11 protein-coding genes are annotated in these 16,562 nt (G+C 72.8%); 7 read left to right on the top strand and 4 right to left on the bottom strand.

The annotated features are described in order from the left end of the window. Positions 1-2 precede the first annotated feature (2 nt). Both MICNX66_RS00710 and MICNX66_RS00715 read right to left on the bottom strand, forming a co-directional pair. Positions 3-641, bottom strand: a complete 639-nt coding sequence (locus tag MICNX66_RS00710) for a response regulator transcription factor (protein WP_187662900.1) — start codon at positions 639-641, stop codon at positions 3-5. Further along, the gene (locus tag MICNX66_RS00715) at positions 629-1,873 is read right to left on the bottom strand and encodes a sensor histidine kinase (RefSeq protein ID WP_232089146.1); all 1,245 of its coding nucleotides are present in this window, start codon (positions 1,871-1,873) and stop codon (positions 629-631) included. Before MICNX66_RS00715 ends, MICNX66_RS00710 begins: the two co-directional genes overlap by 13 nt. 108 nt (positions 1,874-1,981) lie before the next feature. On the opposite strand from MICNX66_RS00715, the gene MICNX66_RS00720 reads away from it, so the two are divergent. The 3 genes from MICNX66_RS00720 to MICNX66_RS00730 all read left to right on the top strand — a co-directional run bounded on the left by MICNX66_RS00720 (position 1,982) and on the right by MICNX66_RS00730 (position 10,691). Beyond that, positions 1,982-2,749: an ABC transporter ATP-binding protein gene (locus MICNX66_RS00720; protein WP_187662901.1), complete on the top strand. Its 768-nt coding sequence runs from the start codon at positions 1,982-1,984 to the stop codon at positions 2,747-2,749. Further along, positions 2,749-5,253, top strand: coding sequence for an FtsX-like permease family protein (locus MICNX66_RS00725; protein WP_187662902.1), 2,505 nt, complete (start codon positions 2,749-2,751; stop codon positions 5,251-5,253). Before MICNX66_RS00720 ends, MICNX66_RS00725 begins: the two co-directional genes overlap by 1 nt. Before the next feature lie 239 nt (positions 5,254-5,492). Then, a complete protein-coding gene (locus MICNX66_RS00730; protein WP_187662903.1) occupies positions 5,493-10,691 on the top strand; it encodes an isopeptide-forming domain-containing fimbrial protein in 5,199 nt (1,732 codons plus the stop codon). A gap of 50 nt (positions 10,692-10,741) precedes the next feature. Here MICNX66_RS00730 and MICNX66_RS00735 read toward each other — a convergent pair whose 3' ends face one another. Further along, entirely contained in the window at positions 10,742-13,228 is a 2,487-nt protein-coding gene (locus MICNX66_RS00735; protein ID WP_232089147.1) for a LuxR C-terminal-related transcriptional regulator, read from the bottom strand. A 155-nt stretch (positions 13,229-13,383) separates the two neighbouring features. On the opposite strand from MICNX66_RS00735, the gene MICNX66_RS00740 reads away from it, so the two are divergent. The 4 genes from MICNX66_RS00740 (at position 13,384) to MICNX66_RS00755 (ending at position 15,231) form a co-directional block, all read left to right on the top strand. Beyond that, on the top strand, positions 13,384-13,935 hold the full coding sequence (locus MICNX66_RS00740; protein WP_187662905.1) for an ECF transporter S component: 552 nt from the start codon (positions 13,384-13,386) through the stop codon (positions 13,933-13,935). A 38-nt stretch (positions 13,936-13,973) separates the two neighbouring features. Continuing rightward, the gene (locus MICNX66_RS00745; protein ID WP_187662906.1) at positions 13,974-14,369 is read left to right on the top strand and encodes a DUF6153 family protein; all 396 of its coding nucleotides are present in this window, start codon (positions 13,974-13,976) and stop codon (positions 14,367-14,369) included. Between the two features lie 68 nt (positions 14,370-14,437). Next, positions 14,438-15,031 carry a DUF305 domain-containing protein gene (locus MICNX66_RS00750; protein WP_187662907.1) on the top strand — a complete coding sequence of 198 codons (594 nt, stop codon included), beginning with the start codon at positions 14,438-14,440 and terminating at the stop codon, positions 15,029-15,031. A gap of 20 nt (positions 15,032-15,051) precedes the next feature. Then, a complete protein-coding gene (locus tag MICNX66_RS00755; RefSeq protein WP_311198664.1) occupies positions 15,052-15,231 on the top strand; it encodes a type II toxin-antitoxin system RelE family toxin in 180 nt (59 codons plus the stop codon). On the opposite strand, the gene MICNX66_RS00760 is transcribed toward MICNX66_RS00755, so the two are convergent. Beyond that, a complete protein-coding gene (locus MICNX66_RS00760; RefSeq protein WP_187662908.1) occupies positions 15,228-16,562 on the bottom strand; it encodes a threonine/serine ThrE exporter family protein in 1,335 nt (444 codons plus the stop codon). The genes MICNX66_RS00755 and MICNX66_RS00760 overlap by 4 nt on opposite strands.

Consider the following 16,562-nt stretch of genomic DNA (forward strand, 5'->3'; position numbering starts at 1 on the left):
CGTCAGCCGCGGAGATAGGCGAGGACGGCGAGGACGCGGCGGTGGCCGCTGTCACTGGCGGCGAGCCCGAGCTTGGCGAAGATGTTGCCGATGTGCTTGCTCACCGCGGTCTCCGTCACGAACAGGCGTGCGGCGATGGTGGTGTTGTCCAGGCCCTCGGCCATCAGCCCGAGCACCTCACGCTCCCGCGGAGTGAGGGTCTGCACGGGGTCGTCGGCGCGACGCCGGCTCATGAGCTGCGAGATGACCTCGGGGTCCATCACGGTCCCCCCGGCGGCCACCCGGCGCAGGGCGTCGACGAACGCGGCGACCTTGCCCACGCGCTCCTTCAACAGGTAGCCGAGGCCGTCCGCCCCCGCCGCGAGAAGCTCCCCCGCGTAACGGTCCTCCACGTACGCCGAGAGCACGAGCACCGGGAAGCCCGGGCGGCGGGCTCTCGCCTCGGCCGCGGCCTTGAGCCCCTCGCTGGTGAAGGTCGGCGGCATCCGCACGTCGACCACCGCCGCATCGGCCTCGTCGAGGAGGGCGAGGAAGCCCTCGGCATCCGGCACGGCGCCGATCACGTCGAAGCCCTCACTGCGCAACAGGAGCGCGAGGCCCTCCCGCAGCAGGGTGTCGTCCTCCGCGATCACGATCCGCATGGCAGCTCCGTCCGCAGGATGGTGGGTCCCCCGGCGGGACTCGACAGGTCCATCGTGCCCTCGAACGCCTCCACCCGGCGTCGGATCCCCGCGAGACCCCCGCCCGGACGCTCGACCGCGCCGCCGACCCCGTCGTCCTCCACCGCGATGAGGAGCAGCTCGCCCTCTCGCTCGACCCGCACCGTGGCGCGGGTCGCGGCGCTGTACTTGTTCACGTTGGTCAGCGCCTCCGCGACCACGAAGTACGAGGCCGACTCGACCGCTGCCGGCACCCGACCGACGTCCGCGGCGTCGAGCGTGCACGGGACGACGCTGCGCCCGGCGAGCGAGGCGAGCGCCCCCTCGAGACCCAGTTCGTCGAGGATCGGCGGATAGATGTCGTGCACCGTGCGGCGGAGGCCGGCGAGGGCATCGGTCGCCGCGTCCTGCGCGCGCCGCAACGGCTCGAGCACGTCGCCACCCGTCTCCTGGGCGCGCTCCGCGATCCCCAGCATCATCACGACGTTCACCAGGCGGTTCTGGGCGCCGTCGTGCAGGTCGCGCTCGATGCGACGGAGCTCGGCGGCATGGGCGTCGAGGGCGGCCGCGCGGCTGCGAGTCAGCGCGTCGACGCGGGCGGCGAGGCGCGACTTCTGCGGCGTCGCGAGGAGCTTCGCCGAGACGAACGCCACCAGCCGGGCGACCACCGGCACGAGGAACAGCGCGGCCACCGCATAGGCGAGGGCGACGAGCGGCATGGTCCACGCCAGCTCCCACGACGTGACCGGGTACGGTGAGCCCACCGGGTCGTCGGCCGGGGCGAACTGCCAGTACCAGGTGACGGCGAGGCTGTTGACGGCGGACAGGGGCAGCGCGAGCGTCAGCAGCGACAGCCACATCACCGGAAAGGCGTGCACCGTGACCCACAGCGCGTCTCGGGCGGTGGCGCGAGAGAAGGCGTAGCGGAGCCGTTCGTCGATCGTCGCGCCGCGCGGCAGCGTGCGCGTGAGCGGGGGGAGGTCCTCCCCGCGCCGGCGTCCGATCCGGCGGCGCGCCCGGTCGCTCCAGGCATGCAGCACCTGCACGACCTGCGGGAGCAGCAGCACCCCGCCCGTGATGAGCATGAGCGGCAGCAGCACGAGGATGACGCAGAACAGCGCGAGGGACACGACGGAGGCCCCGAGTTCGACGGCGAGGAACCGCGCATCGGGCAGCCATCCACGCAGCCAGCGGCGCATCCATCCGTCGTTCACCCTGCAAGTCTGCCCGAGCGCCCCGCGGCCCGCGGTAGAGCCAGCTCCACCATCGATGCGGCACCGTGCGGGATGGGAGCCGTCGCGCGGCTTTCCTACCGTCGAAGCATGACCTCCCTCTCCTCTGCGCCGCTCGTCGAAGCGGCCCCCGCCGAGGCCCTGCGCCTCAGCGGCCTCGTCAAGACCTACGGTTCCGGCAGCACCCGGGTGACCGCACTCCGAGGCATCGACCTCGCCATCGCGCGGGGCTCGTTCACCGCGATCATGGGGCCGTCCGGCTCCGGCAAGAGCACACTGCTGCACAGTGCCGCAGGTCTCGACCGCCCGACCAGTGGCACGGTGCACCTGGGCGGCACCGAGATCTCCGCGCTCACGCCCCGGCAGCTCACGGCCTTCCGCCGCGACCACGTGGGCTTCGTCTTCCAGGCCTACAACCTGCTGCCGGCGCTGAGCGTGGAGGACAACATCACCCTCCCGCTGCGCCTCGGCCGCCGCCCCCTCGATCACGGCCGGCTCGAGACGCTGCTCGACGCGGTGGGGCTCACCGACCGTCGCCACCGTCGCCCTGCAGAGCTCTCCGGCGGACAGCAGCAGCGCGTCGCGATCGCCCGAGCCCTCATCACCCGCCCGCACGTCGTGTTCGGCGACGAGCCCACCGGGGCCCTGGACTCCCGCACCGGGAAGCAGGTGCTCGACCTCCTCGCGCACACCGCGAAGGAGCTGCATCAGACCGTGGTCGTCGTCACCCACGATCCCGTGGTGGCGTCCCACGCCGACCGGGTGATCTTCCTCGCCGACGGGGCGTTCGCCGGACATCTCGACGGCGGCACCCCGCAGCAGATCACGGATCGCATGAGCACGCTGGGGGAGTGGTGATGTCGGCCGCGCCGCTCGGGCTCGGACGGATCATCCGCGCCGACCTCCGTCATCATCGGCGCAGTCTCGCCGGGGTCTTCGTCGCCATCTTCGTCGCGAGTGCGCTCGTCACCGGACTCGGCGTGCTCGTCGAGTCCGGCATCCGCGGCGGCCTCGCCCCGCAGCGCTACACGGCGGCCGAGGTGGTCGTCGGGGCGGTGCAGCAGGTCGACGTGCCGGAGGACCTGCCGGTGCCGCTGCGTGAGCGCGCTCCCGTCCCCGCCGACGCCGCGCGCGAGATCGCTGCGCTTCCGGGCGTCGAGGCCGTGGTCGCCGACGTGACCGTGCCTCTGTCGGTGCCCGGCGGGACGGCCCCTGCCGTGGTCGAGGCGCACCCCTGGTCCGCGACGGCACTCACCGGCTTCACGCTCGCGGAGGGGCGGGAGCCCGCCGCCGACGACGAGGTCGTGGTGGTCTCCGGAGCCGGGCACGCCGTGGGCGACTCCCTTGCGCTCGCCCACGGCGGCATCGCGGCGACGTACACGGTCGTCGGTGTGGTCTCGGCGGAGAGCCTGCCGGAGCGCGCGGTGTCGGTGTTCCTGACGGACGAGCGCATCAGCGACCTCGACCCGCACGACGGGGCCCCGCAGGCGCTCGGCGTGTTCGTCGACGGGGACCCCGAGCGCACGGCGGTCGCGATCCGCGAGGCGTTCCCGGATCTGGTCGCCCGGACCGGAGACGCCAGAGGAGACGTGGAGTTCCTCGACTCGGCGGCGGCGCGCACCCTGCTCATCGCTATCGGCAGCGCGTTCGTCGGCACCTGCATCCTCGTCGCCCTCTTCATCGTCGCCGGCACGCTGTCGCTGTCGGTCCAGGCGCGTCGCCGCGAGTATGCCCTGCTCCGCGCGGTGGGGGCGACCCCGTCGCAGGTGCACGCCCTCATCGCGCGGGAGACGCTCGCGGTCGCCGTCGTCGCCGCGCTGCTCGGGATCGCCCCGGGGTACCTGCTGTCCTCCGCACTGCAGTCGGCGTTCGTGGCCGGAGGAGTCATCCCCGGCGACTTCGCCCTCGCGCTGAGCCCGTTCCCGGCGTTGAGCGCACTGGTGCTGGTGCTCGGAGCGGCCTGGGGAGCGGCGCGCATCGCGGCCCGGCGCCCCGCCCGCCTCGATCCGATCGAGGCGCTGCGCGAGTCCTCGACGGGCCAGGGCCCGATCGGCCTGCCCCGCATCATCACCGGCATCGTGTTCGCCGCCGCCGGCGTCTCGGTCTCGACCGTCCCGCTGATGCTCCGCGGCGACGCAGCGGTGGGCGCCTCCGCCGGGGCCGCGATCATGCTCATCGTGGCGCTCGCGCTCCTGGGACCGTGGCTCGTCGCCCTGTGCGTGCGCCTCGTCGGGCCGGTGCTGCGTCGTTCGTCGGCCGCGGGCTTCCTCGCCGCCGCCCACACCACCGCGGGCAGTCGGCGGATGGCGGCCGCGATCCTCCCGATCGCCCTCGGCATCGGGTTGGGTCTCGTGCAGATCGGCGGGCCGGCGATCGTTGCGGACGAGGCCGCGACCCAGGCCCGGGCCGGGGTCACCGCCGACCTGCGTGTGGCCGCCCCGGCCGGGCTCTCCCCCGACGCCGTCGGCGCGCTGCGCGACGAGCCGGGGGTGACGGCAGCGACCGGCGTGGTCGCCAGCACCGCGGTGCTCGACTCGCTCGACATCGAAGGTCAGATCGAGCGCACGGAGTACGTGCTCCAGGGCGTGGACCCGACGACCGCGGACGGCCTGCTCGACCTGCGGGTGCAGGAGGGGTCCCTCACCGCCCTCGACGGCGGTGCGACCGTCGCGGTCAGCGCCGATGCGGCGCACACGCTCGGCCTCGACGTCGGCGACCCGGTGACGGGCGTCCTCGGCGACGGGGCGCCGCTGGAGGCGACCGTGGTCGGCATCTACGAGCGCGGTCTCGGGTTCGGCGATCTCACCATGGCGGTCGACCACGTCCGCGCGCACACCTCCGCAGCGCTCGACTCGTTCGCCCTCGTGTCGGTGGACGGTGACGCGCCGGCCGACGCCTTCGCCGCCGACGGTCTGCAGGTGGCCCCCGGCTCGGGTCAGAAGCCCAGCATGACCGAGGCCGTGTCGCAGCAGGGATGGGTGAGCCTCATCGGTCTGCTGGTCATCCTCGGGTACATCGCGATCGCCGTCGTGAACACGCTCGTCATGGCGACGGGGGAGCGGTCCCGGGAGTTCGCCCTGCTGCAGCTCATCGGCGCCTCCCGGGGACAGGTGCGCGCCACGATGCGCACCGAGGCGATCCTGATCGCCGCCCTCGCGATGGTCTTCGGTGTGCTGGTGGCGATCCCGCCGCTGATGGGGATGAGCTACGGCATCTCCGGGCAGCCGCTCCCGGCGATGCCCGTGCTCGGCTCCCTCGCGATCGTCGGCGGCATGGGCGCACTCGCCCTCGTCGCGCTGCGGGTCGCGACAGGGGCCGCGCTGCGCCGCCGCCCGATCGAGGAGATCGGCTCTCGCGAGTAGGCCCGCGACCACCGGAGGGCGCATCGGGACCCCGGTGCGCCCTCCGGCGTGCGCCCGGGGTGAAAAGGAGGGGTGAATTCCCCCGGTTCGGACGGGGGCCTCCGCGGCAGCCGGGCAGGCTGGCGGAGGCCCGGACCGAGTCCACCCTGCCCGAAAGGGTGCTCGGCGGTCGCCTGAGGGGGCGGGGGCTTCCGTGTGCGCGGACGCGTGCCGGAACGCGATGAATGGGGAGAGCAGTCATGGGATTCCGTGTTGCCCGCAAGGACCGCACGTCCGATGGCCTTCCGCCGGAGCGGCGCAGCCGCTGGCGGGGCCGGACGAAGAGGCTGATCGGCGGTGCCGTGAGCACGGCGCTCGTCGCGTCGTCGATGATCGTCGTCGGCGGGACGCTGACCGCCGCGCCTGCCGCCGCGGCAGAGCCGTTCCTCTGCACGCCGGGAGCGGTGTACGTGCAGAGCGCCACCGAGGTGCGCGAGTTCGCCGTGAACGAGCAGGGCGGCACCCTCGGCGCCACGAGCATCGGCCTCGGCCACTCCGACAACGGGCTCGGCCTGTCGGCGGACGGAACGTACGCGTACACGGTGACCAACGTCGGCACGGACAAGGTGCTGGCCAAGCACGACCGTCGGGGCGAGGGAACGACGACCCGAACGCCGTTCACGCTGGGAACCAGCCGCACAGACTCCTCTGTCCTCCGAGGGGCCGTGCATCCCGTCACGGGCGTGTACTACTTCGCCAGCGGCACGCTCGATGGCGCCATCAACCTTTATGCGTGGAACGAGAGCGTCACGCCGCAGACCTACGTGCAGGTAGGCAAGCTGCGCCCGACTACCGGCAGCAGCGCCTTCGGGGCCAACGGCGACATGGCCTTCAGTGCCTCCGGTCAGCTCGTGCTGGTCGCCGACCGATACATCTACTCCGCCGACCTGCCCGCAACGCTCCAGCCCAGCACGGCCACGATCGATGCCAAGCAGGTGCACGACATGGGCGCGGGCGTGCAGGGCAACGGCATCGCGTTCGGGAACCTCGGCCACATCTTCGTCTCGGTTGGGGGGACCAACCCGTACATCGTCGAGGTCGATCTGCCCCGCGGACAGACCGTCAACACCACCTCGCTCGGCACCTTCTCGCCCACCGACATGGCGAGCTGCACGTTCCCGAACACGCTGACGCTGAAGAAGGATCTCCCCGAAGGCCGTCACGCCGGGACCGACCAGTTCGGGCTCCGCGTGCAGTCGCCGGTCGGCTACCAGGTCGCGCAGACCGACGCCGTCACCCGTGGCGACCGCTCCGGTCTGCAGCCGGACTACGTCGGCCCCGTGTTCACCAACCAGGGAGACACCTTCCGGCTGTCCGAGTCGGCGGCGGGCTCGACCGACCTCACGAAGTACGACGCCTCCCTCGTCTGCCTGCAGGTGAACGCCGACGGCTCGACCACCCCGGTGGCCGTCACCGCCGACGGACAGGTCACCCAGCCGTCCGGCCCGCTCGGCACCGACGTCACGTGCACCTACACGAACGTCCGCCTCGCGCCGGACCTCGCTCTCCGCAAGACCTCCGACCCCGCCGACGGCACCGCCGTGCAGCCCGGCCAGCGACTGACCTACACGGTGCAGGCCGAGAACACCGGCAACACCCGCCTCGACCCGGTCACCGTGACCGACGACCTGTCGGGTGTGCTCGCCAACGCCGAGTACCAGGGCGACGTGGCCACGGCGATCGACGGCGACCCGGTGTCGTCCGGCGCCGCCACCGTCACGGGCGACGACCTCGCCTGGACCGGTGCCCTCGAGCCCGGGCAGGTACTCACGATCACGTACTCCGTCGTCGTCGACGAGGGCGTGGAGGGCGAGCGCATCGCCAACCGCGTCACCGCATCCGGCACCCCGCCCGGGGGGCTGCCTCCGATCACCCCTCCAGCCGTCACCACCGAGCACCCCGTCGCCGGCTTCGAGGTCGCGAAGACCTCCGATCCCGCCGCGGGCACCGTGGTGGAGCCGGGCCAGACCATCGAGTACACCGTCACGGGCACGAACACCGGGGCGACCGTCCTGAACCCGGCGACCGTCACCGACGATCTCTCCGGCGTGCTCGCGAGCGCCGCCTTCAACGACGACATCACGACCACGGTCGGCGGCACCACCGTCACCACGGGCGGCGCGACCCTGACCGGGAACGCCCTCGCCTGGACCGGAACGCTTCAGCCCGGACAGACCGTGACGATCACGTACTCGGTGACCGTGGGCGACGACACCTCCGGCGAGATCCTGCGCAACAGCGTGACCGGATCGGGCACTCCCACCACCCCGAACCCGGGCAACCCGACCGGGCCGCAGGTTCCGGGTGACCCCATCGTCCCGCCGACGGTCACCACCGAGCACCCCGTGATCGGCTCCGGCTTCACGATCTCGAAGTCGGCCGACCCCGCCTCCGGCACGGCCGTGTCCGCCGGTGACACGATCACCTACACGATCACCGGCACCAATACGGGCGACACCGACCTCGATCCCGCGGAGATCGTCGACGACCTGTCGGGCGTGCTCGGCTCCGCCGGCTACAACGACGACGTCACGGCCGACCGCGGCTCCGTGCGGGTCGCCGACGCCACCCTCACCTGGACCGGCGCTATCCCGCGCGGGGAATCGGTCACGATCCGCTACACCGTGACGGTGGACGCGGGTGTCGAGAAGGCCCTGCTGCACAACGTCGTCACCGGATCGGCCACGCCGCAGATCCCGATCGACCCCGCCGACCCCTCCGGGGCGAAGACGCCGGGGACCCCGATCGTCCCGCCGGCGGCGGAGACGGAGCACCCCGTCGTCGACACGGGCTTCGAGGTCACGAAGTCGGCCGACCCGGCCTCCGGCACCGCCGTCCGCGCGGGTGACACGATCACCTACACGGTCTCGGGCGTCAACACCGGCAACACGGTCCTCGACCCCGCGACGATCGTCGACGACCTCTCGGCCGTCCTCGCGAACGCGGAGTACGGCGGCGACGCGAAGGCCTCGTCCGGATCCGTCACGCTCTCCGGCACCACCCTCACCTGGACCGGGACGCTCGCTCCCGGCGACCGCGTCGACATCACCTACACGGTGACGGTGGACGAGGAGGCGACGGGCGTGCTGCTCCGCAACACGGTGTCCGGTGAGGGCACCCCGCTGATCCCGACCGACCCGACCGACCCGGAGAGTCCGACGACGCCGGGCACCCCGGTCGAGACCCCGCCGGCGACGACGGAGCACCCCGTCGCGACCCCCGGGTTCACCGTCACCAAGACGGCCGACCCGGCGACGGGCACGCGCGTCGACCCCGGCACCGTGATCACCTACACCGTGACCGGCCGCAACACGGGCGACACCGTCCTCGACCCCGTCGAGATCGGCGACGACCTGCGCGCGGCGCTGGCCCACGCGGCGTACAACGACGACGTGTCCGCGACCCGCGGCGATGTCCGCGTGGCCGACGGCGCCCTGTCGTGGAACGGCGTGCTGCGCCCCGGCCAGGACGTCGTGATCACCTACTCGGTGACCGTCGACGCCACCGCCGGCGGCGAGACCATCGCGAACACGGCGACGGGAGAGGCGACCCCGCTCATCCCCGCCGACCCGAGCGACCCCGAGAGCCCCACGACTCCCGGCACGCCGATCACGCCGCCGCCGTCAAGCACGGAGCACCCCGTGAACGAGCCCGGCTTCGCGTTCGCCAAGACCGTCGACCCCGCCGCCGGTACCGCTGTCGACCCCGGTGACGTGCTCACCTACACGCTGACCGCGGTCAACACGGGCCAGACGGCGCTCGACCCGGTGACGATCACCGACGACCTGTCCGGCGTGCTGCCGTACGCGACGTTCAACGCGGACGCCGTGGCGAGCATCGCGGGTGCCGCTGCGGCTCCCGCGACCCTGGACGGCACCGAGCTGTCGTGGACGGGGGCGCTCGCGGTCGGCCAGACCGTGACCGTCACCTACTCCGTGACCGTGAGCGCCGACGGCGTCGGCACCGTGATCGAGAACGCGGCGTCCGCGACGGCGACCCCGCCCGGAGGATCCACGATCACGCCGCCGCCCGGTGTCACGACCAACCCGGTCAACGAGCCCGGATTCTCGGTCTCGAAGAGCGTCGACCCGGCTGCGGGCACGGCGGTCGACCCGGGCAGTGTCCTCACCTACACGGTGACCGGCGTGAACACGGGGGAGACGGCTCTCGACCCTGTCACCATCACCGATGACCTCTCCGGTGTCCTGGCGCACGCCGAGTACAACGACGATGCGACCGCGACGATCGGCGGCACGGTGACCACCGCGCCGACGGTGGCCGAGGAGGGGCTGTCGTGGACGGGTGCGCTGCAGGTCGGCGAGACCGTCACGATCACCTACTCGGTGACCGTGCGGGCGGATGCCGGCGGGTCCGTGATCGAGAACTCGGCCTCCGGCTCGGCGACCCCGCCCGGTGGCGTGCCGCCCATCGAGACGCCGCCGGCGACGACCGAGAACCCCGTGAACGAGCCGGGCTTCGAGCTGCACAAGTTCGCCGACCCCGCCTCCGGCACGCGTGTCGACCCGGGCAGCGTCGTCACCTACACGGTGACCGGCGTGAACACGGGGGAGACGGCGCTGGCTCCGGTCCGCATCGTCGACGACCTCTCGGGTGTGCTCGCCCACGCCGCCTACAACGGCGACGCGACGGCGACCCTGAGCGACGGCACCGCCGCGACACCCGTCGTCGCGGGAGATGAGCTCACCTGGACCGGTGACCTCGCGGTCGGCGAGCGCGTCACGATCACCTACTCGGTGACCGTGCACGGCGACGCCGGCGGCGTGATCATCGCGAACACCGTCGAGGGCACGGCGACGCCTCCGGGTGGCGCCGAGCTGACCCCGCCGCCGGTGACGACGGAGAACCCCGTCGGCACCCCGGGCTTCGCGTTCGTCAAGACGTCCGACCCCGCATCCGGCTCCGCCGTCGCGACGGGCAGCGTCGTGACCTACACCCTCACCGGCACCAACACCGGCGAGACGGGTCTGGACGAGGTCGTCGTCACGGACGACCTGGCCGGAGTGCTGCGGCACGCCGACCTCCGCGGCTCGGCGACCGCCACGGTGGGTGACCGTGCGGTGGCCGCGCCGACGATCGACGGCACGACGCTGCGCTGGACCGGCAGCCTCGCGGAAGGGGAGCGCGTCGTGATCACCTATGCGGTGACCGTGCACGCCGACGCGGCGGGAGCGACGCTGCGGAACGCGGCCACGGCGTCGGCCACGCCTCCCGGCGGGGAGACGATCACGCCCCCGACGAGCACGACCGAGAACCCGGTGCTGACGCCGCTCGCCCTCACGGGTGGACAGCTGGCGCCGTGGGTCCTCGGGCTCGCGATCGCCCTCCTGATCGGCGGTGCCGTGCTGCTGCTGGTGCGCCGACGCCGCCTGCAGAGCTAGCGGTTCCGCCGGAGAGCCCCGCCCGTCGTCTGCGACGGGCGGGGCTCTCGTCATCCGCGGAGGAGGCCGTGCCGGGCGGCCTGTTCGAGCGCCTCCGTACGGTTGGCCGCGTCGAGCTTGCGGTAGATGCTGCGGAGCTGCGTCTTCAGGGTGTTCGGCGAGACCTGGAGCTCCGCGGCGATCTCGGGCAGCGGCGCCCCGGTGGTGAGCGCGTGCAGCACCACCTGCTCCCGCGAGGACAGCCTCGGGCGGGCGGCGAACGACGGCAACGCGGATCGGTCGGGCAGCGGCGCGCCGCCGATCGGAGCGAGGTCGGCGCGGACGGCGGCGAAATCCTCGGCGCTGAGCAGCGCCAGCGGGGTGCGCAGTCCGCGGTCGGCGAGCTGGGCGTTCAGCGCCTCGGTCACGGCCTGCGCGGCGGCGGGACTGACCCGGTGGAGGGCGGCACTCTGCACCGCCGCGGCCTCCGCGCGCTCGCGTGAGGTCGTCGGCTCGAGGCGCGTGTGAGAGAGGAGCCGCGCCGCCTCGGGCGCGCGACCGTCGATCAGGGCGACCCTGGCCCGTTCCAGAAGGGTGCCGAAGCGGTCCGCCCCGGCGTCGCGCTGCTTGATGCCGCGCGCGGCGCGGATGTCGCCGAGGGCGAGGTGGAGCAGGATCCGCGGGCGGCTCAGCGCCTGGCGGGCCGGCGGAGAGCCGGCCTCGCGTCCGCGCAGTCGGGCGAACGACTCCAGTCGCTCCAGTCCGCCCGCGGCATCGCCCTCATGCAGCGCGATCCAGGCTTCGACCGTCGCCATCGTCGTCCAGTGCTCGCTCGTCGCCCGGTGCGGGAGGAAGGCGCGCGCGTGGTGCTTGGCTGCGGCGAGGTCGCCGTCCTCGACCGCCAGCATCGCCTCGGCGACGCGGTAGAACGTGCCGCGGTAGCCGTCCAGCTGCGCGGGATCCCACGAGCCGTCGCGGATGATCTCGACATAGTGCCGGGCCTCCGGCAGATCGCCGTTGAGGGCGTGGATCCCGCCGAGGAGGCTGACGGCGTGGAACGCCTTCCCGCTGCCCTGCGACGCCGCGAGGGCGGCGGCCTCGTCGAACAGGCGCACGGCCTGTTCCCGACGGCCGCCGTAGTAGAGCGAGATGCCGAGGTGCGTGCAGAGCAGCGGCATCTCCATCGCGTACTGCTCCCACTGGGACTCGGGTGTCTCGGTGAACAGAGCCAGCGCGCGGGCGGCCACCTGCCCCGCCCTGTCGGGCATCCCGATCACGCGCAGCGCCGCACTCTCGGCAGTCCAGATGAACAGGCGCTCCGTCGGAGAGAGCGTGTTCCGACGGGCGTTCGCGGCGGAGATCGCCATCCGCAGCAGCTGCAGTCCGCGCACCCGCCGGAGCCGGTTGGCATTGAGGCAGATGCCCAGGAGCATGGCCACCAGCGGCTCCTGCTTCAGCCGGGCGAGAGGCAGGTCGCCCAGCAGCGCCACGACCCGGCGACCGTCGTGGTCCAGGAGGTGGCTCCACCCGGACATGATGACGTGGGCCGCGAGGTGGAGGTCGTCCTCCTCCATCGCGAGGCGCAGTCCTTCGAAGGGGGCGCCTCGGCGCAGGGCGCCCTCGATCGCGAGGCGTCGGAGCACGCGGATCTCGGCGGGGAACCGCCGCAGGAGGTCGTGACGCAGCAGGGTGCGGGCCGGCGCGGCGATCGTGAAGGTCCGGCGCCCGGAGTCCGTCGACCATCGGCCGAAGCCAAACGCCTCGGCCTCGTCGAGGGCCGTGCCGATGTCCGGATCGCTGCTGAGGGCCTGCGCCAACGGCAGGTCGACCGTGTCCGTGATGCTGATCCGGATAAGACCCTCCAGGACGCCGGCGCCGAACCTGCCCTCCTCCATGCGGCTGCGGAGGTAGTCGTCGACCGCCGCCGTCGCGACCTCCACGATCGTCGTGCCGTCGGGGGCACGGCCGCGGAGAGCGACGGCACGCACGACCGCCGCGAATCCCTCGGTGGCCGCCCGCACGGCGACGGCGGTGTCCTCGTCCACGTCGAGAGCGCGGCGGATCTCGTCGGTGTCGAACGCGAGGTCTTCCGGAGAGATCAGCGCGGTGTCGATCACGAGGCCGACGCCGTCGCTGTCGAAGGGACTGGGGCGATTCGTGGCGACGATCAGGCGGACGTGCGACGGGACGGCGACCGTGCGGCAGAGGTCGAAGACCGCATCCCGGTCGAGCGCGGCGGCGTCGTCCAGGACGATGACGACAGGCTCCTCGTGATCGCACAGGTAGTGCCCGACGGCGGGCCAGCCGTCCCCGGTGGCCGGATCGGTGCTGCCTGCGCCCGTGTCCGTGTCCGTGCCGCGCAGCACCCGCAGCAGCGCAGATGCCAGTGCCGGGCTCGTCGCCAGGGCCGGTGTGACCGTGAGCCACACGACCCGGGCGGAGCAGGTGAAAGCCCAGCCGACCAGGGCGGTGGTCTTCCCGGAGCCCGCGGCGCCGCGCAGCAGCGTGAGCGGAGCCCCGGCATCCAGCACCGCGTTCAGCCGCGGACGCCCGATCACGTGCGCGGAAACCCGCGGAAACCTCGTGTCCCCTTGCGCGCCGAAAGTCGGCATCGTCCCTCCCCAGGTACGCATCCCCACCCCTACGATATCCAAACCCGCACGGTACAGGACGCTGCGGAGCGAGGGGCGCCGGGAGTTCTAGGCTCGGAGGAGTGAGTGGTCCGTTATCGCCCGTGTCCCGCCGTGTGCCGACCAGCGCCCTGCTCGTGAGCGCAGCCCTCGGCGCGGTTCAGGCCCTCGTCTTCCTGGCTGTCGTCCCGGTCACGAGCGTGCTGGCCGCCGCCTCCCCTCCCGCGTATGCCCTGGTCGCGGCCGTGCACACCGCACTGCCCTTCCTCGCCCGCGTCGTCACCCGGGTCCCTGGCATGGCGACGCTGGCCGCCTTCGTGACCGGGGTGCTGACGCTCGCGGTGTCCCCCATCGGGCTGCTCGGGGTGGTGCCGCTCGTCATCGGCGGCGCGGTCCTCGACCTCGCGCTGCCGTTCCGGCGCGACGCCGCGGTCCGCCCGGGTCGTGTCCTGCTCGCCGGCGCCGTGACCGGGGTGGTGCTCTTCCTCGTGGCCCTCCCGGTGTTCTCCCCGGAGCACCTCGTCCCGCCGGTGCTCATCGCCACGCTGCTCGGCCGGGTGCTCGGGGAGCTCGCGGTGGCGGGAGTCGTCCTCGCCGTCCGCCGGCTGCTGCGTCGCGCCGGCGTCGCCCGCTGACTGCGGTCCACTATACCCCCACCGGGTATAGTGGACCCATGGCCGGTCGTCGCGTGCTCCAGAGGGCGCTGCTCGTCGTCCTCCTCGTGGGCGGCATCGTGCTCGGGCTCCTCGGCATGCACGCGCTCGACACGCACGGCACCCCCGGAGCGCACGCGATGGCGGGCCACGCGGCACCGGTGCCCGCGCACCCCTCGGCGTCGGCGGCGCATGCGGTGTCCGTCGCCGAGGCGGCCGTCGCCCCCGACGACTCCGCGGGGGATGGCGGCGCGGCCTGCGTCCTCGCGCTCCTCGGCGGACTGCTCCTGGTGCTGCGCCCCATTCGCGCGGCCGTGATCGCTCCCCTGCTGCGCGCCCTCCGCGTGCGCGCGGGAACCGCCGCCGCCCCTCTCCGTCCCCCCTCACTCCACGTCCTCTGCATCAGTCGGACCTGATCGGCGCTGGTGAGCGCCCGGGCTCCGCGACCGCGGACGCCCTTCCGACAGACAGAGATGAGAGAGAAATGAAGAATCGAACCGCTGCCGCCGCCGCCCTCGTGCTGGTCGGAACCCTCGCCCTCGCGGGATGCGCCTCGGCCGCACCTGCGGGACCGGCTGACCACTCCGGTATGGATCACTCCACCTCGGACGCCCCGCTGGCCGGAGCGAACGAGGCCGATGCGATGTTCGCGTCCATGATGATCGTCCATCACGAGCAGGCCGTCGAGATGTCGGACATCGTGCTCGCGAAGGATGACGTCGACCCACGGGTGACCGACCTCGCCGAACGCATCAAGGCCGCTCAGGGCCCGGAGATCGAGCAGCTGCAGGGGTGGCTCGACGACTGGGGTGCCGAGGCGGGTGACCCCGCGGAAATGGACCACGGTGACGGCATGATGAGCGACGACGACCTCGCCGCGCTCGAAGCCGCCGCGGGCCCGGAGGCGTCCCGGCTGTTCCTGGAGCAGATGATCGCCCACCATGAGGGCGCGGTCGAGATGGCCGAGACGGAGGTCGCGGACGGCGAGAACGCCGACGGGGTCGCCCTCGCGCAGGACATCGTCGACGCGCAGACCGCGGAGATCGCGGAGATGAAGGAGATCCTCGCCACGCTCTGATCGGCACCGGGTCCCGACGTATCCAGGCCGTCATCGAGCTCCTCTCCGAAGACCCACGGCCCCCCGCGGCACGCAAGCTCACCGGCCGACCGGAGTGGCGGGTGCGGACGGGGGACTACGGGGTGCTCTACCGGATCGAGGACGGGATCCTGACGGTCGTCGTCGTGCACGCCGGCCACCGTCGCGAGGTGTACCGCTAGCGATCGCGGCGGCGCAGGCGGCGCAGCGGGGCAGACAGGCGGTGCCAGAGCGTCGGCGCGGGCTCTTCGTCCTCCGCGGGCGGCGGGGCGACGGCGAACTGGACGAACTCCTCCGCGCCGTGGTGCACGACGCGGTAGAGCGCCGTGCCGATGAGCACACCCAAGGCGATCGACATGACGGAGACGAGGGCGGCGGTGAAGTCGGCGAGACCGTTGTCGGTCGCCACCGCCTCGGTGAGTCCCACCAGCCCCGCCGCTCCCGGCACCAGCAGCCAGAACGCGGGGAGGAACGTGAGCTGCGACGGGGCCCCGTGGCGCAGCCCGGCGATCCAGAACACGACCGGCGTGACGGCGACCGCGCCGACGAAGCCGCCGACCGCCGGGTCGATGAACTCCGTTCCCGCCCATTGGCCGAGGTAGGCGACGACCAGGGCGAGCAGCACCCACCCGAATGTGGACGGCGGGGAGGAGAAGTGCAGGTAGTTGCCGAGTGCGAACACGAGGATGCCCAGCAGCGGCACCCACCAGGGCAGGTAGGACGAGGAGGCGTCGAGCGCCTCGTACGAGTCGCTCGAGACGCCCACCACCGCGCCCGCGGCGAGGATGCCGAAGGCGAGGAGGGCGAGCTGCACGAACCCGTAGATGAGGCGGGACGCACCGGAGATCATCTGTCCGGCTGCGAGCTCGACCGTCGCCGTGGTGAGCACGCCGCCGGGGAGGAAGGTCACCAGCGGCGCGATCAGCAGCCGGATCGGGTCGCCGATCTCGATCACCTCCGCGAGCAGGAACACCGCGGCGGCGCACACGAAGGCCGCGGCGATGGGCATGACCAGCTGCAGTGTGGGGGAGCGCACGAGCTTGAGCAGGCCGATCCCGAACCCGAGCACGAAGGCGACGAGCGCGCCCTGCCAGGTCGGCGCGAGCAGGAGCGCGAGGCCGGTCGTGAGGATGGCATGCCCGAGCGTACGGGTGAACCAGCCGAGCCGCGGGCGCATCGCGCCGATCTCGTTGAGCCGCCGGATGCCGTCCAGCGGGTCCACGGCGCCGGTCTTCGCCTGCGCGATGAGGTCGTACAGCGCGGCGATCTGGTCGAAGCGGAACGAGGCGTTCGTGGCCGACCGGAACGCGACCCGCTGCTCCTCCGCGTCCCCCGTCTCCACGATGATGATCGTCGGCAGGACGACGAAGTCGGCGCCGTCTCCCCCCGATGCCGTGGCCACCTCGGCGATCGTGTCCCGGATGCGGTCGACGGACTCCGCCGATGCATTCATGCCCTGAGCCAGTCCCAGGAGGAACTGCCGCAGCGCCGACCGGTCGACGACGTCGGTCAT

The organism is Microbacterium sp. Nx66 (assembly GCF_904066215.1).
Taxonomy (GTDB): domain Bacteria; phylum Actinomycetota; class Actinomycetes; order Actinomycetales; family Microbacteriaceae; genus Microbacterium; species Microbacterium meiriae.

What these genes read in the sequence shown, in the direction of transcription:
- MICNX66_RS00760 (WP_187662908.1), bottom strand. Translation starts at nt 16,562, where the DNA reads ATGACCGACGTCGTCGACCGGTCGGCGCTGCGGCAGTTCCTCCTGGGA.
- MICNX66_RS00745 (WP_187662906.1), top strand. Translation starts at nt 13,974, where the DNA reads ATGGCCGGTCGTCGCGTGCTCCAGAGGGCGCTGCTCGTCGTCCTCCTC.
- MICNX66_RS00725 (WP_187662902.1), top strand. Translation starts at nt 2,749, where the DNA reads ATGTCGGCCGCGCCGCTCGGGCTCGGACGGATCATCCGCGCCGACCTC.
- MICNX66_RS00730 (WP_187662903.1), top strand. Translation starts at nt 5,493, where the DNA reads ATGGGATTCCGTGTTGCCCGCAAGGACCGCACGTCCGATGGCCTTCCG.
- MICNX66_RS00720 (WP_187662901.1), top strand. Translation starts at nt 1,982, where the DNA reads ATGACCTCCCTCTCCTCTGCGCCGCTCGTCGAAGCGGCCCCCGCCGAG.
- MICNX66_RS00750 (WP_187662907.1), top strand. Translation starts at nt 14,438, where the DNA reads ATGAAGAATCGAACCGCTGCCGCCGCCGCCCTCGTGCTGGTCGGAACC.
- MICNX66_RS00710 (WP_187662900.1), bottom strand. Translation starts at nt 641, where the DNA reads ATGCGGATCGTGATCGCGGAGGACGACACCCTGCTGCGGGAGGGCCTC.